The sequence below is a fragment of the Pseudomonas sp. zbq_18 genome (genome assembly GCF_043102245.1).
Lineage (GTDB): Bacteria > Pseudomonadota > Gammaproteobacteria > Pseudomonadales > Pseudomonadaceae > Aquipseudomonas.
The window spans coordinates 129,818-151,369 of the sequence record NZ_JBICIT010000010.1 but is presented as its reverse complement, the minus strand read 5'-3'; the positions used below and the strand labels follow the sequence as shown (position 1 = coordinate 151,369).

Sequence of the window (21,552 nt, the reverse complement as noted above, 5' to 3'; positions counted from 1 at the left end):
GAACGACGCACCGACTATTGTTGCCAGCAGTGCCCGGGTTTCCGAAGAAGGCCTGCCAGGTGGTCGCGCCGACACCTTAGGCACATCGGACACCACAAACGCCACCACCTTCTCCGGCCAGATGACCGTCCGGGATTCGGATAGCAGCTCGCTTAGCGTCACCCTGAATGCCCCGACTACCGCCGTGAGCTCTGGTGGCCAGAGCATTACCTGGACCGGCGCCGGCACCGGATTGCTGATTGGTTATGCAGGCAGCACCAGCGCGGCAAACGAGGCCATTCGCGTCAGCATCGACAATAACGGCAATTACACCGTTACCCTGTCAAAACCGCTGGACCATGGCACTGCCGGCGTCGAGGACGTACTTCAGCTGGGTATTGGCGTCACCGTCAGCGACGGCACAAGAAGCGCCACCAGCACTCTGACCGTAGGTATAGAGGACGATATGCCGAGCGGCGCCATCGTGCGCACCCTCGAAGTTCCGGTTGACACTATCGTCGTTAAGAACTTGCAGGGTGCCTGGGAGAATGGGGTTCTGGAGTCGGGCGGTGCGCCAACCATTATCAACTCGACAACCGCCAAAGATGTCGTCTATTGGGGATCGTCTTCTCAGTCGTCCAGTTCCGCCTATGAACTGAGCGCTAATAGCCTCCTCAGTAGCAGTACAGGCCAGGCGATTGCCGCGAACACATTATTCAAGCTGGCCGACTTCTCTCACATCAACAAGGGTGTATCGGGTTCACCGCTAGACAGAGTGACTATGGCGGTGAGCATGGATGTGCTGATCAATGGCACCTTGGTCAAGGTTCCGTTCACTGTCTTGCTTGATCACACCGAAACACCGAATAGCAGCGATGCCATTGCATCTCGCGACATCATCAACCTGCCAAGTCAGAACGTCGTCATCGAGCTGAACGGGCAGACCTATACGTTCAACCTCGAAGGTTTCAAGAACGCTAGCGGCAATATTGTCAACACCATCTACACCAACGAAGAAGCGACCAGTACCTTCGAAATCTTTGGCAGCCTGAAAACCACACTGGCCATGCCCAGCGTTTCGGGGAGTGTCGCAGGCAGCGCCGGTGCTGATGGCTTTGCCAGTGTGACCTGGGGCAGCCTGAACAATGATTACGGGACGCTGACTACCAGCGCCGATGGCGGCTACCGCTTCGTGCTTAACGAGAGAGGCTATGCCCTGATCCAATCGGGCGGCTCGGTACCGGCACCTACCTTCAGCTACACCGTACGCGACAAGGATGGTGATAGTTTCAACAGCACGCTGACCATCAACCTGCAGGCAGACAGAGATGTCTCTCCGGTGGCGAATGACAACTTCGCCCAAGCCGTACTGAGCCAGCGGACCACGGATATAACGACCGTTGCCGGATTCTCGGTGTCCGATAGCCGCAGCTTCGGAGGGGACAACGATCCCAATGAAGAATCGTCGGTAGTCACCAGCGGGATCATGAGCGTTTCCGGTGGAACGGGTGTTATCACGTTCAATGCCAGTCTTTCCGGAAGTAGTAACGATACGTTCCAGTACGCTCTTGAGCGGCAGAACACAAACGGCAGTTGGACAACCGGAAGTTATGTCAATCTGGAAAGTAGCAATACCATCAGCAACTTGGCCGCAGGCACCTATCGCCTTCGTCTATACGTGCTGGACCGGAGCTGGAACAACGGAAACGCGACTGCTGCTCTAAGCAATATCTCGCTGATCACAGCTCTAACCACCCCCGCGCTCGAGGCTATAGCAGCCAACGGCAACGTACTCACCGACACCAACAACCATGTCGGCAGCACCAATGCCTGGGGTTCGATCGATAGCCTGGGTCAGCAAGGCGCGTTGGTCAGCGCGGTGAACGGCATCAATGTGCCAGGCAGCGGCAACGCCACCATCAATGGTCTGTATGGCACGCTGTCGATTTCCGCAAACGGCAATTATGAATACACGCCGAACAGCAACTACAGCAACGTCGGCAAGAGTGAGACCTTCACCTACACTCTGCGCCAGCCGGATGGCGACAGCGACACTGCCAACCTGGTCATCGCTATTGGTAACACCGCCTATACCGCCCCGACGCCGATCACCGGCAGCGGTACTCTGAACGGTAGTGCAGGCGACGATGTGATCCTCGGCAGCAGTGGCATGGATACGCTGAATGGCAACAACGGTAACGATCACCTGGAAGGCAAGGCCGGCAACGACACCCTCTACGGAGGTGCCGGCAAGGACATCCTCATCGGCGGCGAAGGCGACGACATCCTCTACGGTGGCGCAGGTGGCGATACCTTCGTCTGGCAGGCGGGCCACACTGGCAAGGACGTGATCAAGGACTTCACGCTCACCGGCACTGATCGCGACACCCTCGATCTTCGTGATCTGCTGCAGGGCGAAAATGACGGCAATATCGGTGACTATCTGCGCGTGGTGACCAACGGCAGCTCGACCGTTCTGGAGGTCAGCAGCCAAGGCGAGTTCGTCCATGGTGCGGCAGCCGATGTCACTATCACCCTGGAGAACACCACTTTGCCTGCTGCCGACTTCGGCACCACGTCGTCGCAGATGATCAACTCGCTGATCGCCGGCGGTGACAACGCCATCGTCAAGGTTGACCACTGATGCCAAGCCTACCCGCTGTCGTCAGGCAGCGGGTAGGCTTGGACGACGTCAACGGCTGAGGACTACACATGCTGTATGTAAAACGCGACGCCTGGGGCAACCTGGAGAGAGTGGAACCGGCGCCATTCGCTGAAATGAATGGCGAACTGGTAGCAGACAGCCAGGAAGCCCAGGCCTGGTTCGCCAATCAGACCGTCGAGACCAGTCTTCTGCAGCTCAAGCAGAGTGACCTGGACATGATCCGGGTGCTGGAAGACTTGATCTCCGCGCTCATGCAAAAGGGCGTACTGCGCATTACCGACCTGCCGGAAGCGGCACAGGCAAAGCTGGTGGGTCGTAGCAGAGCACGTGACGCCCTGGGTGGCGCCCATAGCCTAATAAGCGACGACGAAGACTCCGGGCTGATCTAACACACTGCCAGGGCACTAAGGCAGAGCTGCCCCGGCTGGTCTGAGCCGGCGCCATCAAAGCAGCGAACTGGGCTCGCCGAACAGCCGTCCCTGCACACCGACAATACCCATCGACCGTAGCACCTGCCACTCACCCTCGGTTTCCACACGCTCGGCGAACAGCGGCAGATCGATGCTGTGGGCTGCACGCTGCATGGCCTCGATGAACAGACGCTTGTCGTCTTCCTGATCGATGCAGCGGATATGGTTGCCATCAACCTTGATATGGCTAAGGCCAAGCTTGGCCAGGTTACCGATCATGCTGAAGCGCCCACCAAAGTGCTGCAGCGCCAAGCCGAAGCCCAGCGTGCGCAGGCGCTGCGCCAGGCTCTGTAGCTCATCCTGCTCGGGCAACTGATCTTCATCCAGCTCGATGATCAGCCGTGCACCCAACTGGCTGTGCTGACGCAGCTTGTCATAGAAAGCAGCCAGCGCCTGCGGGTCACGCAACGTACTGCCAGACAGGCTCAGCGCCAGCGTATCTTGACTATTGAGTAGGTGAGCTAGAGCCTGATCAAGCATGCTGAGGTCGAGTCGCGCCGCCCAGCCGAAGCGCTCCAGCCACGGCAGAAAACGTCCAGCCGGCAACAGAGTGCCCTGCTCATCATGCAGACGCGCCAACACCTTGCGGTGCAACACCCGCGCCGGCTGATCAGCGTCAACTACCGACTGCGCATACAACTGCACGCGGCCCATGGTCAGGGCCTCATCCAACAAGCGGTACCAGGCCTGCCGTTCGGCGGTGACGGGTTGCGGTACATCAGATACTTCGTAGCAGGCCCAGTTCTGCTCGCTCTGGCAGGCCGCGCGGGCCAGAGCCTCGTCGGCAGCCTGGTAGACACCGGCCGGCTCGTCACCTGGCGCGAAAGCGGCCATGCCGATATGGGCTACCGGCAGGCTGTCGGTAACGCCTGTCTGCTGCAGGCTGGTCAGTGCCTGATCAAGCGTCTCGGCCAGTTGCTCGGCCTCGTCACGCTGCAGACCGACGACCATCAAGGCGAACTCACCACCTCGGTTGCGTGCCAGCACAAAGCGCCCTTGGCTGAGTTGCTGCAACTGCTCGGCCACAGCCTTGAGCAGCTGATCGGTACGCTGGCCGCCGATACGCTGGTTCAGCCCAGCCAGGTCATTGATGCGCAGCAGCAGCAGAAAGCCGCTGCAGGCGTTCTCGCCTACCAGGCGAGCCTGCAAATGCAGGTCGAAGTAGCGACGGTTGGCCAGCCCCGTGAGGCTGTCTTCATAGGCATCGGCACGAAGCTTCTCGCTGCGCGAGGCCTCCTCGGCGAACAGCGCCTTGAGCTTCTCCACCATCTGGTTCATGGCGCTGACCACACGCCGAAACTCCGGCGTCTTGGGTAACGCCGGCAGGCTGAGGAACTCGCGTCGAGCAATGGCGTTGGACTGCTCTACCAGGTATTCCAGTGGGCGCAGCTGACGCTTGAGGAACAGCACGCCCAGACAGACGCAGAGCAGACTACTCAGCATCAGCCACACGAGCGTGCCCAGCGTGCTCTGCCAGAGCCTGCCCACGGCGAACAATGGATGGCTGATCACCTCGACACGGGCGGCCTGACGCCAGCCGTCGATGACGATGGCATCACCGCTGGCAGGGGCCAGATCGACCAGGCGCGCGAACCACTGCGGCGCCGTCACACTGACCGGCGCACCATTGCGCTCCACCAGCACCTCGCCGCTTTCGGCATCCAGGACACGGATGCTCTGAAAGTAGCCGCTATCGAAGATCGAGCTGACCATCAGCTCCATCATCGGCACGTCCTCCGCATACGGACTCAGCGACAAACCCAACGCCGTGGCAGCATCCTGAGCATGGGCGCGGAGCTGATTGACCTGCTGCTCACGCGAGCCCTCCACGCTGACCAGAAAACTGCCGGCGAAATTCACCAGCATCAGCACGCAGATGGCAATGAACAGCTGCTTAAACAATGACATGCACCACTCCCTCGGCCGAAATCAGGGAAAGCCCTCGGCCCGCATTTTCTGCAAAAGATCCTGCCAGCGCGATAAACGCTTGGCATCGCCGACCTGCTTGCCTCCGCCGGCTCCGGGCAGCCACAAACCTTCGGCATTGAAGGCATAGACCGGTACCAGGTCAGTCCGACGGTTAGCCGGCTCGATGGCATCGATCAGGTTATCCAGCACCAGCGGAATCGCCGTGGGCTGGGGGTAATAGGTCAGCACCATGTGCGCCTGGTTCTGCCGCAGCGCCTTGACGTAGGTAATGCGCAGCTTCTCGCTGGGCACGCCCAGCTGACGCAGGCTGAAGTATTTGGCGATGGCGAAGTCCTCGCAATCTCCGGCGCCACGGACCAGCGCCTCGACCGGGGTAGCCCAATAGTCATTGACCCGCCACAGCGCGATGTCATCACGAAAGCGCAGACGCAGGTTGAAGAACTGATTGACCGCCTTGAGCTGCTCGTATTCGGATCGCCCTGACTGCTCGTCAAGGAGTTGCTGCCATTCGTTGATGCGCCAAAGGCCCTCTCCCAGAGGCCCGTAAAGCCTTTCGGCCCGCGAACTAATCAGGCGGAAGTCCCAGCTTGCTTGCAAAAAACCGGCAACAACCATGCATGCCAGCAGCACGATCAGGTTTGCAGGTTTGTTTAAACAAGACTGAAGAGGCGCCAGACCACGGATCGGCAACTTCGGAACATCCATACCGATAAACGGCCGCCATGTTGAGCGGCAACTGCCCTAAACACAATCCTTCACATACTCTGCAGGCTGTTGCGATCAAGCACCGTGCGTATATGCAGTCGCCCTGATGTCACCCAGGGGCACCACGCTCAAGGCAGGTGCACAGGCGGCAGCGACTGACCACCGCTCCGGCTCGGCGAATAGCCGCCGCCTACCGAGAAATGCTCCACCCGCGCAGCTGACGGTTGTCCGGTGAGGAGCGCTGCCTGTGCTTCTGCTCCCAGCTACGCTCGTGGCGCCGGTCGTGCGAATACTCGCGCCCGCTATTGAGCTTCCAGGATTGCTGGCGAGGCGGCTGACCGGGATGCTGCCAGCCCTGATTACGGGATGGGCGGGCATAGCGTGGCGCCTGCTGGCGGTGACGCTCATAGCGGCCCTGTGGGTCCTGCCACTGGTAGCGGCCGTCGTAACCGGGAGCGTAATGTGAGTGACGACGATCCTCGTAGCGGTCCCGATGCCAGCGGTAGCTGCGCTCATTGCCGTAGGAATAGACACGAGGCGGTGGATAGCTTTCGTAATAACGCACGCTGTAGCCAGGACGACCGTAGTCGTAGCCGCCACCGTAAACGGCGCAACCACTCAGGCTCAGAAACAATGCGACAAGAACAGGGGCTATACGGGACATGACGGCCTCCTTCGACCGCTGGGAAGGTGCTAACGACGGTCAGCACCAGGACTGCTCCCATCCATTTCGACCACCATACAGCCCGCGGGGTGCTGCGCTCGCCCAAGGTAAAAGTTGTATCCGGGCATTACGCAGACGCCTGCCACAGGGTCACCATACAGGGCAGCCAGCGGCGCAACAAACACTGCGAGAGGTCGAGTCAGGCCTCCTTGGCACAGTATTCGCTTACTCGCAGCCGAGGATTGCCAACCCCGAGGGGCGCAGCCATCGCATCCACTAACGCAATGGTCGGCTAGGGTTCCGGTTCGCTTCGTGCGGATGTCTGGTCCGAGAGCTGGCAACCTTGTACGAGGTCACACGGCGGGACAAAAGCCCGGGAGAATGCGCAGCACGGCTGCCACAATCCTGCCCCCGTAAATTGACCCGAGGTAGCCATGCTTTCCCGCCTGCTGTGTTGCACCCTGTTGTCGCTCGCTCTGCTAACCCCCTCGCCCGCTACCGCCCAGGATCGTCCGTTCAAGGTCTGCTGGTCGGTGTATGCCGGTTGGATGCTGTGGGGCGACCTGGCCGAACAGGGCATCATCGACAAGTGGGCGAAGCAGTACGGCATCGAGATCCAGGTCCAGGAAGTGCCAGACTATGTCGGGTCCATCGAGCAGTACAGCGCCGGCCAGTTCGACGCCTGCGCCATGACCAACATGGACGCGCTGACCATCCCCGCCGCCGCGGGCGTGGACTCCACTGCGCTGATCATCGGCGACTTCTCTGCCGGTGCCGATGGCATCCTGGTTCGCGGCAGCAACAAGGATCTGCAAGACCTCAAGGGCAAGACCGTGCTGCTGGTGGAGAACTCGGTGTCGCATTACCTGCTCAGCCGCGCCCTGGAATGGGCGCGACTGCAACCCGGCGATGTAACCATTGAGAACGTCTCCGACGCCGATCTGGCCGAAGCCTGGCGCAGCGGTCGCGGCGATGCCGTGGTGACCTGGAACCCGATCCTCTCCGACCTGCAGCAGGATGGCGACAGTGTGCTGGTGTTCAGCTCACGTCACATTCCAGGCGAAATTCTCGACCTGCTGGTAATCAACAGCCAGACCCTGACCCAGCACCCCGAGCTGGGCCGCGCTCTGACCGGCGCCTGGTTCGAGGGCATGCGCCTGATGGGCCTGCCCAACGCCGCCGGTCGGGCAGCACGCGCCCGTATGGCCAGTGCAGCGCAGACCACTGCGGAAGACTTCGACAATCAGCTGCGCACCATCCGCTCCTTCTACTCGGCACGCGCCGCGGTCACCTTCTATCAGAATGGCAAGCTGGCAGACACCATGGAGCGCGTGGCCCGCTTCGCCGACAGCCAGAAGCTGCTGGGCACAGAACACGGGATGCGCGCGCTGGGTATCGCCTTCGGCGATGATCAGGTGTTGGGCAATGCTTCGCGCATCATGCTGCGTTTCAACCCCACCTACATGCGCCTGGCCGCCGACAAGCAGCTCTGAGATAGCACCAACAACGCCCACAGCGCCCCACAAAGGGGCGCAACTACCACCTCCAACCACCACTCGGGTCCGCCGAGCCCCTTGCGACGGGGCTCGGCGCAGCTGGCACGATGTTCGCTAAAGACCTGACATGCAGGAGCTCCCCACATGGGGGCGCGGCACGACAATTCGCAATGGCCGACTAGGGTTCCGGCTCGCCACAGGCGAGTGGCTGGTCCGAGAGTTGGCGACCTCGTTCGGGGTTACACGGCGGGACAAAAGCCCGGGAGATGAGCGCCAACTCAGGTTGAGCCGCACAGCTCCTGCCCGTATTCCCAGAACTGGAGGTTCACCCATGCGCAAGCCCCTGCTCTCCTCGCTGTTCGCCGCCAGCCTCGCTGCCGCACTCGCCCTTCCCGTAAATGCCGAGAAAAAGGATCAGTTCGACGTCTGCTGGACCATCTATGCCGGCTGGATGCCCTGGGAGTACGGCGCCGCCCAGGGCATCGTCGACAAGTGGGCGGACAAGTACGGGATCGAGATCAAGGTCACTCAGCTCAACGACTACGTCGAATCGATCAACCAGTACACCGCCGGCCAGTTCGACGGCTGCACCATGACCAACATGGACGCCCTCACCATCCCCGCTGCCGGTGGCGTGGACAGCACCGCGCTGATCGTCGGCGATTTCTCCAACGGTAACGACGGTGTGGTCATCAAGGGTGAGAAGAAAACCCTGGGCGACCTCAAGGGCATGGAGGTCAATCTGGTCGAACTGTCCGTCTCCCACTACCTCTTGGCCCGAGGCCTGGAGCGCGCCGGTCTGGCCGAGAAGGACCTGAAAGTGGTCAACACCTCGGACGCCGACCTGGTAGCCGCCTTCGCCACCGACGACGTGCAAGCCGTGGCCACCTGGAACCCGCTGCTGGCCGAGATCGCGGCCACACCGAAGGTGACCAAAGTCTTCGACTCCAGCCAGATCCCTGGCGAAATCATCGACCTGATGGTGGTCAACAGCGACACCCTCAAAGACAACCCCGAACTGGGCAAGGCGCTGACCGGAGCCTGGTACGAAATCATGGCCACCATGAGTGCCGACTCCGCCGAAGGCATCGCCGCGCGCGAGCACATGGCCAAGGCCTCCGGCACCGACCTGGCCGGCTACGAAGCACAGCTGGCCGCCACCAAGATGTTCTACAGCGCCAAGGATGCCGTGGCCTTCGTCAACAGCCCGAAACTGCCGGCGACCATGACCAAGGTGGCCGAGTTCTCCTTTGCCCATGGCCTGCTCGGCGAGGGCGCACAGAGCGCCGACGCCATCGGTATGGCCTTTGCCAAGGGCGTGACCACGGGCGACAAGGGCAACCTCAAGCTGCGCTTCGACCCGAGCTACATGCAGATGGCGGCTGACGGAAAGCTGTAAGGGCATGCGTTGCATCTGTGGGAGCGGTTTCAACCGCGATCGCGGCTAAAGCCGCTCCCACATTTCACTCCTGACGAGAAACTGCCATGCGCCTGATCAACCGACACCCGGACCGCGGCGGCCGCCTGCTGCTGATCCTGTTGCCCTTCGCCCTGCTGCTGTTTGCCTACTTCACCGGCTCCACGGCACGTCTGGCGGACAACCCCAACGACAAGCTGCTGCCCAGCGCCGCACAGATGGCCAACGCCATCGACCGCCTGGCCTTCAGTGAGGACAAGCGCAGCGGCACCTACCTGTTCTGGCGCGACACCGGCTCCAGCCTGGCGCGCCTGGGGATGGGCATCGGCATCGCCGCCCTCGCCGGCCTGTGCCTGGGCATCGCCGCAGGCACCTTGCCACTGCTCAGCGCACCGCTCTCACCGCTGCTCACCGTGCTGTCGATGGTGCCGCCGCTGGCGATACTGCCCATTCTGTTTATCGTCTTCGGCCTGGGCGAGCTGTCCAAGGTGATGCTGATCGTGATCGGCATCACCCCGGTGCTGGCCCGCGACCTGGAGCAGCGCGCCCGCGAGATTCCGCAGGAACTGCTGATCAAGGCACAGACCCTCGGCGCCAGCACCTGGACGCTGATCCTGCGCGTGGTGCTGCCGCAACTGCTGCCGCGGCTGCTGATCGCCCTGCGCCTGGTGCTTGGCTCGGCCTGGCTGTTCCTCATCGCCGCCGAGGCCATCGCCAGCACCGACGGCCTCGGTTACCGCATCTTCCTCGTCCGTCGCTACATGGCGATGGACGTGATCCTGCCCTACGTGGTGTGGATCACCCTGCTCGCCTGGCTGATGGACCTGGGCCTGCGCCAGCTCACCCGCCTGTGCTTCCCCTGGTATGAAGGAGCCAAGGCATGAGCTTCATCCAAGTCAACAACGTGTGGCAGCAATACGGCGATCAGGTCGTACTGGAACGCCTCAACCTGATCGTCCGCCAAGGCGAGTTCTGCACCCTGGTCGGCGCCTCGGGCTGCGGAAAGTCGACCTTCCTGCGCCTGCTGCTGGGCCAGGAGCGCCCGAGCAAGGGCGAAATCCTGCTGGCCGGTCAGCCGTTGGCCGCCGAGCCGGATGCCAGCCGTGGCGTGGTGTTCCAGCGTTACTCGGTGTTCCCCCACCTGAGCGTGCTGGACAACGTTGCCATCGGCCTGGAGCTGCCACGCTCGCCCCTGCTCGGCCGCCTGTTCGGCAGCGCCAAGCGCGAGGCGCGTGCCCAGGCCGAAGTGACCCTGCGCAAGGTCGGCCTCGGCCATGCCCTGGACAAATATCCCAGCCAGCTCTCCGGCGGCATGCAGCAACGCCTGGCCATCGCCCAGGCGCTGATCATGAAGCCGCGCGTGCTGCTGCTCGACGAGCCCTTCGGCGCGCTCGATCCGGGCATCCGCAAGGACATGCACGCCCTGCTGCTGGAACTGTGGAACGAAACCAAGCTGACCGTGTTCATGGTCACCCACGATCTCTCCGAGGGCTTCAGCCTCGGCACCCGCCTGCTGGTGTTCGACAAGACCCGCATCGACCCGCATGCGCCGAACGCCTTCGGTGCGCGCATCACCTACGACATTCCGCTCAACAGCGAACGCCGCGCCCAGCTGCCGGCCCAACTCGCCGAGCGCCTGCAACCCGAAACCCAAGGAGCCTGAGCATGACGGCCTCTCTCGCCCTGCGCCCCACGCTGTACGAAGAACTCGTTCCCGGCGGCGGCCATACCTCGTTCGTCCTCAAGCGCGGCCAGTTGCTGCGCATCACCGACCTCGAAGGCGGCGCCAATGTCAGCCTGCTGCTGCTCAACGCCATGGAAAAGAGCGAGCGTCTCAACCTGCCCGACACCCTCAAGTGCCAGCACACTGCCAAGCTCACCGTGGGCCATTGCCTGTACTCGGATATGGGCCGCGTGCTCGCCGCCATCACCGCTGACACCTGCGGCTGGCACGACAGTTTTGGCGGCGTGCTGAATGCCGAAGAAGTCGGCGAGAAGTACGGCGCCGGTCGCTACCAGGAACTGCGCAACGGTTTCTTCCGCAACGGCATGGACAACCTGCTGGTGGAAATGGGCAAGTGGAACCTCAACCTGCAGGACCTGCTGATGAACCTCAACCTGTTCAGCCGGGTGACGGTCGACAGCGACGGCTGCTTCCACTTCCAGCCGAACAACTCCAAGGCAGGTGACTACATCGAGCTGTACGCGCCGATGGACACCCTGGTGGTGCTCACCGCCCTGCAGCACCCGATGGACCCCAACCCGCAATACGCACCCAAACCGGTGCAGCTGTCCTGGCACAAGGTCGACAGCGACGGCATCAGCGTGCTCTGCCGCACCTCGCGCCCGGAGAACGGCCGCGGCTTCCACAACACCGAACGGCTTTATCTGGCATGAAGGATTCATCCCTGAATCCTTCATGCGACGCCATTCGCGGCGCATGTCCGCGAATGGCTCCCGCCGAATCGCAAGCGATTCGCGGGCAGCACATCCTGTACTGCCGAGTGGCCAAGACCACCCCACGGAGCCGCCTATGAGTCTCACCGCCAGCACCCTGCATCCCGAAGCCGCCGTGTTCCGCCACGTGATCCCGGCCGGCGAGCCCTACCTGTTCGAAGTCAAAGCCGGGCAGACCATTCGCCTGCTCGACCTGGAGGGCAACCAGGCCGTCGACACCCTGTTCTTCAGCGCAAAGAACCCGCGCGAGCGCTACGACCCGCAACGCACCCTGCGCAAGCAGAACCGCGTGTACCTGACCACCGGCACGGTGCTCTGGTCCAACCTCGGCAACCCGCTGCTGACCATCACCGCCGACACCTGCGGCCGCCACGACACCCTCGGCGGCGCCTGCGCCCAGGAGAGCAACACCGTGCGCTACGCGCTGGACAAGCGCTACATGCACAGCTGCCGTGACAACTTCCTGCGCGGCGCCCTGCACGACGGCCGCCTGGAGAAGCGCGACCTCGGCGCCAACATCAACTTCTTCATGAACGTACCGGTCACCCCGGAAGGCGGCCTGACCTTCGCCGACGGCATCTCCGCGCCGGGCAAATACGTCGAACTGCGCGCCGAAACCGACGTGATCGTGCTGATCTCCAACTGCCCGCAGCTGAACAACCCCTGCAACGGCTGGAACCCGACGCCGGCCGAGGTGCTGGTATGGGACTGAAGCAGCTCCGCGAATGGCTGTTCCGTCTGTGCCAGAGCCGCTCGGGGCAATGCTTGGCCGCTTCCTCCCCTCGCCCTCCGGGAGAGGGGCCGGGGGTGAGGGAAACCAGGCCGAAGTAGCTGACCAATCCCTCACCCTAACCCTCTCCCAAAGGGAGAGGGAATGAAGAGCAGTGCGGACCTTCAACTCCGCAAATCACCCCGGACGACCGTGGTGCAGACCCAATAGCGGCGGGACGGCCCGCCAACCCTTTCGAGGGCCAGCACATGTTCGACAAACTCCTGATCGCAAACCGCGGTGCCATCGCCTGCCGCATCCTGCGTACCCTGCGCCAACTCGATGTGAAAGGCGTGGCCGTCTACTCCGAGGCCGACGCCGCCAGCCTGCATATCCAGCAGGCCGACGAAGCCTTCAGCCTGGGCGAAGGCCCGGCCGCCCAGACCTATCTGGTGGTCGACAAGATCCTCGCCGTTGCCAAGCAGACCGGCGCTAAGGCCATTCACCCCGGCTACGGCTTCCTCTCCGAAAACGCCGCCTTCGCCGAGGCCTGCGAAGCCGCCGGTATCGCCTTCGTCGGGCCGACGCCGGAGCAGCTGCGCGTGTTCGGCCTCAAGCACACCGCCAGGGCACTGGCGAAAGAGCATGGCGTGCCGATGCTAGAAGGCACCGAATTGCTGGAAAACCTCGACGCGGCCCTCAAGGCCGGTGAAGAAGTCGGCTACCCGGTAATGCTGAAAAGCACTGCCGGCGGTGGCGGCATCGGCATGCGCGTATGCCACTCGGCCGCCGAGCTTGCCGACGCCTTCGAGGCGGTCAAGCGCCTGGGGCAGAACAACTTCAGCGACAGCGGCGTGTTCATCGAGAAATACATCCAGCGCGCCCGTCACCTGGAAGTGCAGGTGTTCGGTGATGGCGCCGGCGAGGTGATCGCCCTCGGCGTGCGCGACTGCTCGGTGCAGCGGCGCAACCAGAAGGTGCTGGAGGAAACCCCGGCGCCCAACCTGCCGGCCGGCATGGCCGAGGAACTGTGCGCGGCGGCGATCAAACTGGCCAAGGCGGTCAGCTACCGCAGCGCCGGCACCGTCGAGTTCGTCTACGACAGCGAGGCCGAGCGCTTCTATTTCCTCGAAGTGAACACCCGCCTGCAGGTCGAGCACGGCGTTACCGAACAGGTGTGGGGCGTCGACCTGGTGCGCTGGATGATCGAACTGGCGGCCGGTGATCTGCCTCCACTGAGCCAGCTGGCGAAGGGCCTGAAACCCAGCGGCCATGCCATCCAGGCGCGCCTGTACGCCGAAGACCCCGGCCGCGACTTCCAGCCGAGCCCCGGCCTGCTGACCGCCGTGCAGTTCCCGGCGGCCGACGGCAAGAGCCTGCGTATCGATACCTGGGTCGAGGCCGGCTGCGAGATTCCGCCCTACTTCGACCCGATGATCGCCAAGGTCATTACCTGGCAGCCGACCCGCGAGCAGGCCAGCGCCGCGCTCAATCAGGCCCTGGCCGACACCCTGCTGTACGGCGTGGAAACCAACAGCCAGTACCTGCGGCAGATCCTGGCCGACGCGCCCTTCGCCAGCGGCGAGCCCTGGACCCGCTGCCTGGAAGGTCTGGTCTACCAGGCCAACACCTTCGAAGTGCTCTCCGCCGGCACCCAGACCACGGTACAGGACTTCCCCGGCCGCCTCGGCTACTGGGCTGTCGGCGTACCGCCGTCCGGGCCGATGGACGACCGCGCCCTGCGCCTGGGCAACCGCCTGCTGGGCAATGACGAAGGCGCCGCCGGCCTGGAAATCACCATGAGCGGCCCGCTGCTGCGCTTCAACACCGATGCAGTGGTAGCGGTGACCGGCGCGGAGATTCCGCTGAGCGTGGATGGCGCCGAGCAGCCGATGAACACCGCGCTGCTGATCAAGGCCGGCAGCACCCTGAGCCTCGGCACCATCGCCGGCAGCGGCGCGCGTTCGTACCTGTGCCTGTGCGGCGGCCTGCAGGTGCCCGAGTACCTGGGCAGCAAGAGCACTTTCACCCTCGGCCAGTTCGGCGGCCACGGCGGCCGCGCCCTGCGCGCCGGCGATGTACTGCACATTCCATCTCTCGGCGATACGAGCAACGGCGCGCAACTGCCCGCCGCACTGTGCACCGCCCTGCCCGCCGTGCGTGAAATCCGCGTGATCTATGGCCCGCACGGCGCGCCGGAATACTTCACCCCGGCCTATATCGACACCTTCCTCGCCACCGACTGGGAGGTGCACTTCAACTCCAGCCGCACCGGGGTGCGCCTGATCGGCCCCAAACCGGAGTGGGTACGCGACAGCGGCGGCGAAGCCGGCCTGCACCCGTCGAATATCCACGACAACCCCTACGCCATCGGCGCGGTGGACTTCACCGGCGATATGCCGGTGATCCTCGGCCCGGACGGCCCGAGCCTGGGCGGCTTCGTCTGCCCGGTGACCATCATCGAGGCCGACCTGTGGCAGCTCGGCCAGCTCAAGGCCGGCGACAAGCTGCGCTTCGTGCCCGTGAACATCGACACCGCACGCGCGCTGGCCAAGGCGCAAAACCAGGCATACGCCGCACTCTCCCCTCTCCCGCTTGCGGGAGAGGGGTTGGGGGAGAGGGTAAGTGGCCTTGCACAAAGCCCCTCTCCCCAGCCCTCTCCCATGAATGGGAGAGGGGGGCTGTCCGTGCAAGACTTAGCCTCCCCCATCGCCCTCGACATCGGCGCAGCCGACAAACGCCTGGTCGCCCGTCTCTCCGGCGACACCCACCTGCTGCTGGAAATCGGCGCGCCTGAGCTGGACCTGGTCCTGCGCTTCCGTGGCCATGCGCTGATGCAGGCGCTGGAAGCCAAACAGCTGAATGGCGTGATCGACCTGACCCCGGGCATCCGCTCGCTGCAGGTGCACTACCAGCCGGAAACCCTGTCGCTGCAGCAACTGCTCGATACGGTCGCCGGCCTGTGGGACGAGGTGTGCAGCGCCCGCGACCTCAAGGTGCCCTCGCGCATCGTCCACCTGCCGCTGTCCTGGGACGACCCGGCCTGCCAGCTGGCCATCGACAAGTACATGACCACGGTGCGCAAGGACGCGCCCTGGTGCCCGAGCAACCTGGAATTTATCCGCCGCATCAACGACCTGCCGAATCTGGACGAGGTGTACCGCACGGTGTTCGAGGCCAGCTACCTGGTCATGGGCCTGGGCGACGTCTACCTCGGCGCGCCCGTGGCCACGCCGCTGGACCCGCGCCACCGCCTGGTCACCACCAAGTACAACCCGGCGCGCACCTGGACCGCCGAGAACTCGGTGGGCATCGGCGGCGCCTACATGTGCGTGTACGGCATGGAAGGCCCCGGCGGCTACCAGTTCGTCGGCCGCACCCTGCAGATGTGGAACCGCTACCGCGAAGTCGCCGCCTTCCACGGCAAACCCTGGCTGCTGCGCTTCTTCGACCAGATCCGCTTCTACCCGGTGGGGGCAGAGGAACTGCTGCAGATCCGCCGCGACTTCCCGCTCGGCCGCTTTGATCTGCGCATCGAAGACAGCGAGCTGGCCCTGGCCAACTACCAGGACTTTCTTGTCAAAGAGGCCGAAGGCATCGAGGCCTTCCGCAACCAGCAGCGCGCCGCCTTCGACGCCGAACGCCAGCGCTGGATCGAGTCCGGCCAGGCGCACTTCGAAGTGGAAGAAACCGCCGCCGAGCTGGGCGACGATGCCCCACTCGGCGCTGGCCAACACGGCATCGACAGCCATATCGCCGGCAACCTCTGGCAGGTGCAGGTGGAAGAAGGGGCCACCGTGCAGGCCGGCGATGTGCTGGTAATCCTCGAATCGATGAAGATGGAAATCCCCCTGCTCGCCCCGGTCGCTGGAACGGTGCGCGAGGTACGGGTGCAACCAGGCTCGCCGGTTCGCGCCGGGCAACGGGTGGTGGTATTGGAAGAAGCCTGATACTTGAGTAGCGCTGTCGCGCGCAACGGGTGCGCGACAGCGCTACTCGTGACGGCGATGCCCCGCCGCGCTAGCATTGGGCCATCTCCGCCAGGTTCAGCCCTCATGCCGCTTCGCACGTCCCGCAAGGCCCAGCTTACCCTGCTGCTGACCCTGACCGTCCTGTTGCTGGGTGGTTTTCTCGCTACCAGCCTGGTCAGCTACTACAGCTCGCGCGACAGTATTCGCCACAGCATCATCAATACCGAGCTGCCACTGACCTCGGACAACATCTATTCGGAGATCCAGAAGGATCTGATCCGTCCGACCCAGATCGCCTCGATGATGGCCCGCGACACCTTCCTGCGCGATTGGGCGCTGGACGGCGAGCGCAATGCCGAACCGATGACCCGCTACCTGCGCGAAATCCAAGAACACTACGGCACCTTCACCAGCTTCTTCATCTCCGAAAAGACCCGCACCTACTACCAGGCCAAAGGCGTACTCAAACAGGTCAGGGAAGACGAACCACGCGATGCCTGGTACTTCCGTGTGCGCAGCATGGCCGAACCCTACGAGATCAGCGTCGATCCAGACATGGCCAACGGCGACCAGTTGACCTTCTTCATCAACTTCAAGGTATTCGACTACCAGAACAACTTTATTGGCGTGGCCGGTGTCGGCCTCACCGTGGACGCCGTGGTCAAGCTGGTGGACGACTACCAGCAACGCTACGACCGCAGCATCTATTTCAGCGACAGCCAGGGGCGACTGGTGCTGACCGGCGCCAAGGGCGGCCCACAAGGTATCAAACGCGGCCAGCGGATCAGTGACATACCCGGCATGGAAGCCCTGCAAAGCAAGCTGCCAGCGCCAAAGAGCGGGCGCTACAGCTATCAGGAACATGGCCGCGGCCACTTTCTCAACGTGCGCTACATCCCCGAACTGGACTGGTACCTGTTCGTCGACAAGCACGAGGAAAGCGCCCTCGCCAACATCCGTCACAGCCTCTATCTCAACCTGCTGATCTGCGCGTTGATCAGCGCCCTGGTGCTGGGCTTGGTGTTTGTCGCCACCCGCCGCTACCAGCAGCACATCGCCGCGCTGGCCACCACCGACTCGCTGACCGGCCTGCCCAATCGCCGCGGTTTCGACCTGCTCGCAGGCCAGGCCCTGCACGAAGCCCAGCGCGAGCAGAGCCCGCTGAGTGCCCTGCTGATCGACATCGACCACTTCAAGCAACTCAACGACACTCACGGCCACCTGGCAGGTGACCAGGTACTGCGCGGCTTCGCCCAGGCCCTGCAGAGCAATCTGCGCCAGTCCGACATCATCTGCCGCTGGGGTGGCGAAGAGTTCATCCTGCTGCTCAAGGACACCGGCAGCAGCACCGCGCACCAGTTGGCCGAAAAGATCCGCCAACAAACCGAACAGCAGACCTTCGTCTTCAACGGCATCAACCTGCATATCAGCACCAGCATCGGCATCAGCGAGCTGCATCGCGACGACAACCTCGAACGCCTCATTGGCCGTGCCGACCGCGCTCTATACCGAGCCAAGCAGTCCGGACGCAACCGCGTGTGTGAAGAGACCTATACACCGTGAACGATGCCGAGCGCTGCCCACGCTGCGGCCAGCTCAATCAGTGCGCCCAGGCGAGTAGCCCGCAACCGGTGCAGGACTGCTGGTGCTTTCATGCGCCCATCGCCCGTCATCTGCTCGATGCATTGCCCGTCGAGCAACGTGGCACCCGCTGCCTGTGCCCCAACTGCGCCAGGGTTCTCGACGAGCCGGCGAAACCCGACTGAGCCATGCGCCTCGACCGCTTCCTCAGCAACCTGCCGCGCTTCAACCGCGCCGAAGCCCGCCTCCTGCTGGCCGCCGGACGCCTGAGTGTCAATGGCCAGGTTGAGCATGACGGCCGCCGCGACGTACGCGAGTTCGACCGCATCGAACTGGACGGCGAAGCCCTGCAGGCCGGCAAGCCGGCGCGCTACTTCATGCTCAACAAGCCTGTCGGCGTGGTCAGCGCCACCGAGCACCCCGAACATCGCACCGTACTGGATCTGCTCGACGAACCCGACAAGCACGAACTGCACATTGGCGGGCGCCTGGATCTGACTACCACCGGCCTGCTGATCATCACCAACGACGGCCTCTGGTCACGGCGCCTGACCGAGCCACGCAGTCGCCTGGGCAAGGTCTACCGGGTGCAGACCGAGCAGCCGATCACCGAGGAGTACATCGAAGTCTTCGCCCGCGGCCTGTATTTCGCCTACGAGGACCTCACCACCCTGCCGGCCGAGCTGCAGATCACCGGTAGCCACAGCGCCCTGCTGACCTTGCACGAAGGCCGCTACCACCAGGTCAAGCGCATGTTCGGCCACTTCCAGAACAAGGTGCTCACCCTGCACCGCGAACAGATGGGCCCGCTGCGGCTCGACCCTGATCTGGCTCTCGGCCAGTACCGGAGCTTGCACGCGGAAGAAGTCGCGCAGGTCTGATCAAAAGCACCGACCAATGGTCCCCGCTTATTCACCACAGGTACTTGCATCGGTAACAACAGACTGCTTGAATCCAATCAACGGTCCACTAGTGACCAGATAGTCACATAAAACATCTAACAAGCCTTTTCCAGATCACAGGTGCCTCGCACCGAAATGGGACTGCTCATCGGATTGTCGATGCCCGGATCGGAAAACGCCCCGCCGCCAATAACAATCATCGGCCAGCCGTCAGAGCCGATCGGCCCCATTCCCAGGCACATGCCTACCTGTCATGAAGCTCGTGTAGCTGCAATGTTGCGCTGCGCGCGTGCAAATGTTTGCCAGGGGCATGCACTTATGAAACCAGAAACCGCTGTGCTGGATATTCAGGGACACTATCGGGTTTACACGGAGTTCTATCGCGCCGACAACGCCGAGCAAACCATCATTCTGGTCAATGGCTCGCTGTCGACTACCGCATCCTTCGCGCAGACGGTTCGCTATCTCTACCCGCATTTCAACGTGGTGCTGTTCGACCTGCCCTACGCCGGCCAGTCCCGCGAGCACAACCACCACGAGCGCTTCATCACCCGCGAGGAAGAAGCCGACATCCTCCTCGAGCTGGTCGAGCACTTCGCCTGCGACATCGTGCTGTCCTTCTCCTGGGGAGGCATCGCCACTCTGCAGGCGCTGGCCCGGCGCCCGCAGCGAATCAAACGCGCAGTGATCAACTCCTTCTCACCCATCGTCAACCAGGCCATGCTCGGCTACTTGCGCAGCGGCCTGATCGTGATGCGCGAGTACGATCGCGAAAGCATCGGCATGGTCCTCAACGGCACCATCGGCAAACACCTGCCCTCGCTGTTCAAGCGCTACAACCATCGCCATGTCACCAGCCTGGAGCACTACGAGTACGACCAGATGAGCTTCCATGTGGAGACGGTGCTGAACAACGGTGGCCGTTCCTGCGTCAGCTTCGCCGGGCAGATCGAAATACCCCTGCTGTTCGTCAACGGCGAATGGGACGAATACACCACCCCGCAGGACGCCCGCCTGTTCACCCAGCACGTACGTCACTGCGAATTTCGCACCATCGCCCAGGCCGGGCACTTCCTCGACATGGAGCACAAGGCCGCCTGGATGCAGACCCGCGATGCCCTGCTGGCCTTCCTCCTGCCCAGCCAGCCAAGCCGCTCGCGCGAAGCCATGCTGGAACACGCCCTGGCCGGATAGACTCAGGGCCGCCGGGCTTCACCTGCCAGGGCGATTCTGGTACAAAGTCCCCGCTCAAGCGGGCGTCGTATAATGGCATTACCTGAGCTTCCCAAGCTCATGACGAGGGTTCGATTCCCTTCGCCCGCTCCAATATCGATACGTTAAAGCCCTGTTTTTACAGGGCTTTTTTATTTCTAGACTGCTATCAATGTCGGAAAGTATCGAGTGGAGGCGTCCCCAGCTTAGAGGGAATTAGCTCTACTTCTTTGCATACGGCCAATCCGTATGATGCGTTTTGTACTTTTTGCATTGCACGGAGACACCCTTGAATCGCTTTTTCTTTCTTATCCTTGTCCTGACATCTTCCGTGGTATACGGCGACTCTTGCAAAGTGATCGACGTCATCGATGGCGACACCTTCACTTGTTTTACTGACGAGAATGACCTGCTAACGATAAAGCTGGCCGAGATTGATGCGCCTGAGTTGAACCAGCCCTACGGTGAACACTCAAAACAATCTTTAAGCAGGCTCATTTCCGGCGAAATGGTCAGACTGGATGTAACGGAAACGGATAGCCATGGCAGATCTGTAACTCGTGCCAAGAGGTCTGATGGCATCGACATCAATGCAGAGCAGATTCGCGCTGGTGCGGCATGGGCTTATCGAGAGGATCTAGAAGACAAGTCTCTACTCGTACTTGAGGCTTCAGCAAAGAATGCCCAACGAGGCCTATGGTCCCAGCCCTCCTCGGATCAAACTCCCCCATGGGAATGGCGCAAAGACGACCACCCTGAGACAACGGAAAGCCCAGTAAAAAGTCTGATGCCTAAAGCTCAAGCGCCTCACTCGAATATCGGTTCCTCGGGTGGTGGCTTTAACTGCAACACACTCAAATGGTGCGGCCAAATGAGCTGTGCTGAAGCTCGGTATCAACTGAACCGGTGCAGAAATCCAAATATCGACGGTGATGGCGATGGCATTCCTTGCGAAAGGCAGTGCAGGTAGCGCTGAGGCCCCGCATAGCGGGGCCTTGGCGTTTCTGCAGATCACTTTTCCTGGCAAGGCAGATCGCCACCATTCATTCGTGACAGACATCACATTTCACCCCCAGCCAAAGTATCGACTTCGTCACAGAACTTGGTAGGCTCCCGGCACCAACCACGGAGGTTTGCCATGAAGGAACAACGGACGTTTCTTGCACTGCGCTCGCACATCGAAGACCTACTCAGGGATGGAGCCGAAATCGTCAGTCGCACACCATTCACCTTGCGCATCAATGGACGCCAATTCTGGGTTCAGCACGGCATGCTGATCGGCCACTCAGCCGCAGCCTGATCTCGCCCCAAAAGCCCGTCGTCAACACGACGGGCTTTTTTGTTTCTGCTGCTTGTCGCCTGGCGCTTGCCCGATAGCATAGGATCACGCACCCT

18 protein-coding genes, 1 tRNA gene and 2 riboswitches are annotated in these 21,552 nt (G+C 62.5%); of the genes, 16 read left to right on the top strand and 3 right to left on the bottom strand.

Annotated elements, in window-relative coordinates; translation table 11 throughout:
• Together ACF8C6_RS09415 and ACF8C6_RS09410 are read left to right on the top strand one after the other, a co-directional pair.
• The coding region (locus ACF8C6_RS09415) for a type I secretion C-terminal target domain-containing protein (protein WP_392499054.1) at positions 1-2,623 on the top strand (2,623 nt) is incomplete at its 5' end.
• A 68-nt stretch (positions 2,624-2,691) separates the two neighbouring features.
• Positions 2,692-3,033, top strand: a complete 342-nt coding sequence (locus ACF8C6_RS09410; RefSeq protein WP_392499053.1) for a tryptophan synthase subunit beta — start codon at positions 2,692-2,694, stop codon at positions 3,031-3,033.
• 54 nt (positions 3,034-3,087) lie between these two features.
• On the opposite strand, the gene lapD is transcribed toward ACF8C6_RS09410, so the two are convergent.
• The 3 genes from lapD to ACF8C6_RS09395 all read right to left on the bottom strand — a co-directional run bounded on the left by lapD (position 3,088) and on the right by ACF8C6_RS09395 (position 6,412).
• A complete protein-coding gene (lapD, locus tag ACF8C6_RS09405; protein WP_392499052.1) occupies positions 3,088-5,022 on the bottom strand; it encodes a cyclic di-GMP receptor LapD in 1,935 nt (644 codons plus the stop codon).
• A 21-nt stretch (positions 5,023-5,043) separates the two neighbouring features.
• Positions 5,044-5,679, bottom strand: coding sequence for a cysteine protease LapG (gene lapG, locus ACF8C6_RS09400; protein WP_392499056.1), 636 nt, complete (start codon positions 5,677-5,679; stop codon positions 5,044-5,046).
• Between the two features lie 259 nt (positions 5,680-5,938).
• A complete protein-coding gene (locus ACF8C6_RS09395) occupies positions 5,939-6,412 on the bottom strand; it encodes a hypothetical protein (protein ID WP_392499051.1) in 474 nt (157 codons plus the stop codon).
• 281 nt (positions 6,413-6,693) lie between these two features.
• Positions 6,694-6,794: riboswitch (guanidine-I (ykkC/yxkD leader) on the top strand.
• A gap of 52 nt (positions 6,795-6,846) precedes the next feature.
• Here ACF8C6_RS09395 and ACF8C6_RS09390 point away from each other — a divergent pair.
• The 14 genes from ACF8C6_RS09390 to ACF8C6_RS09325 all read left to right on the top strand — a co-directional run bounded on the left by ACF8C6_RS09390 (position 6,847) and on the right by ACF8C6_RS09325 (position 21,457).
• Entirely contained in the window at positions 6,847-7,905 is a 1,059-nt protein-coding gene (locus ACF8C6_RS09390) for a putative urea ABC transporter substrate-binding protein (RefSeq protein ID WP_392499050.1), read from the top strand.
• A gap of 170 nt (positions 7,906-8,075) precedes the next feature.
• Positions 8,076-8,176, top strand: a riboswitch (guanidine-I (ykkC/yxkD leader).
• Between the two features lie 63 nt (positions 8,177-8,239).
• Positions 8,240-9,307 carry a putative urea ABC transporter substrate-binding protein gene (locus ACF8C6_RS09385; protein WP_392499049.1) on the top strand — a complete coding sequence of 356 codons (1,068 nt, stop codon included), beginning with the start codon at positions 8,240-8,242 and terminating at the stop codon, positions 9,305-9,307.
• An 86-nt stretch (positions 9,308-9,393) separates the two neighbouring features.
• Positions 9,394-10,209 carry an ABC transporter permease gene (locus ACF8C6_RS09380; protein ID WP_392499048.1) on the top strand — a complete coding sequence of 272 codons (816 nt, stop codon included), beginning with the start codon at positions 9,394-9,396 and terminating at the stop codon, positions 10,207-10,209.
• Positions 10,206-10,988 carry an ABC transporter ATP-binding protein gene (locus tag ACF8C6_RS09375; protein WP_392499047.1) on the top strand — a complete coding sequence of 261 codons (783 nt, stop codon included), beginning with the start codon at positions 10,206-10,208 and terminating at the stop codon, positions 10,986-10,988. Before ACF8C6_RS09380 ends, ACF8C6_RS09375 begins: the two co-directional genes overlap by 4 nt.
• Positions 10,989-10,990: 2 nt before the next feature.
• Positions 10,991-11,722: an urea amidolyase associated protein UAAP1 gene (locus ACF8C6_RS09370; RefSeq protein WP_392499046.1), complete on the top strand. Its 732-nt coding sequence runs from the start codon at positions 10,991-10,993 to the stop codon at positions 11,720-11,722.
• Positions 11,723-11,858: 136 nt separating this feature from the next.
• Positions 11,859-12,494, top strand: coding sequence for an urea amidolyase associated protein UAAP2 (locus tag ACF8C6_RS09365; RefSeq protein ID WP_392499044.1), 636 nt, complete (start codon positions 11,859-11,861; stop codon positions 12,492-12,494).
• A gap of 266 nt (positions 12,495-12,760) precedes the next feature.
• Entirely contained in the window at positions 12,761-16,441 is a 3,681-nt protein-coding gene (gene uca / locus ACF8C6_RS09360) for an urea carboxylase (protein ID WP_392499043.1), read from the top strand.
• 105 nt (positions 16,442-16,546) lie between these two features.
• Positions 16,547-18,025 (top strand): diguanylate cyclase domain-containing protein, encoded by a 1,479-nt coding sequence (locus ACF8C6_RS09355; RefSeq protein WP_392499042.1) that lies wholly within the window; start codon positions 16,547-16,549, stop codon positions 18,023-18,025.
• A complete protein-coding gene (locus ACF8C6_RS09350; protein ID WP_392499041.1) occupies positions 18,022-18,228 on the top strand; it encodes a cysteine-rich CWC family protein in 207 nt (68 codons plus the stop codon). The genes ACF8C6_RS09355 and ACF8C6_RS09350 overlap by 4 nt, the downstream gene beginning before the upstream one ends.
• Positions 18,229-18,231: 3 nt before the next feature.
• On the top strand, positions 18,232-18,924 hold the full coding sequence (locus ACF8C6_RS09345; RefSeq protein WP_392499040.1) for a pseudouridine synthase: 693 nt from the start codon (positions 18,232-18,234) through the stop codon (positions 18,922-18,924).
• Positions 18,925-19,263: 339 nt separating this feature from the next.
• Complete coding sequence (locus tag ACF8C6_RS09340; RefSeq protein ID WP_392499039.1) at positions 19,264-20,139, top strand: alpha/beta fold hydrolase; 876 nt, start codon at positions 19,264-19,266, stop codon at positions 20,137-20,139.
• Positions 20,140-20,197: 58 nt separating this feature from the next.
• Positions 20,198-20,271: transfer RNA gene (locus tag ACF8C6_RS09335), tRNA-Gly, on the top strand.
• 175 nt (positions 20,272-20,446) lie between these two features.
• Positions 20,447-21,127, top strand: coding sequence for a thermonuclease family protein (locus ACF8C6_RS09330; protein ID WP_392499037.1), 681 nt, complete (start codon positions 20,447-20,449; stop codon positions 21,125-21,127).
• A gap of 168 nt (positions 21,128-21,295) precedes the next feature.
• Positions 21,296-21,457: a hypothetical protein gene (locus tag ACF8C6_RS09325; RefSeq protein ID WP_277692236.1), complete on the top strand. Its 162-nt coding sequence runs from the start codon at positions 21,296-21,298 to the stop codon at positions 21,455-21,457.
• The last annotated feature ends 95 nt before the right edge of the window (positions 21,458-21,552 follow it).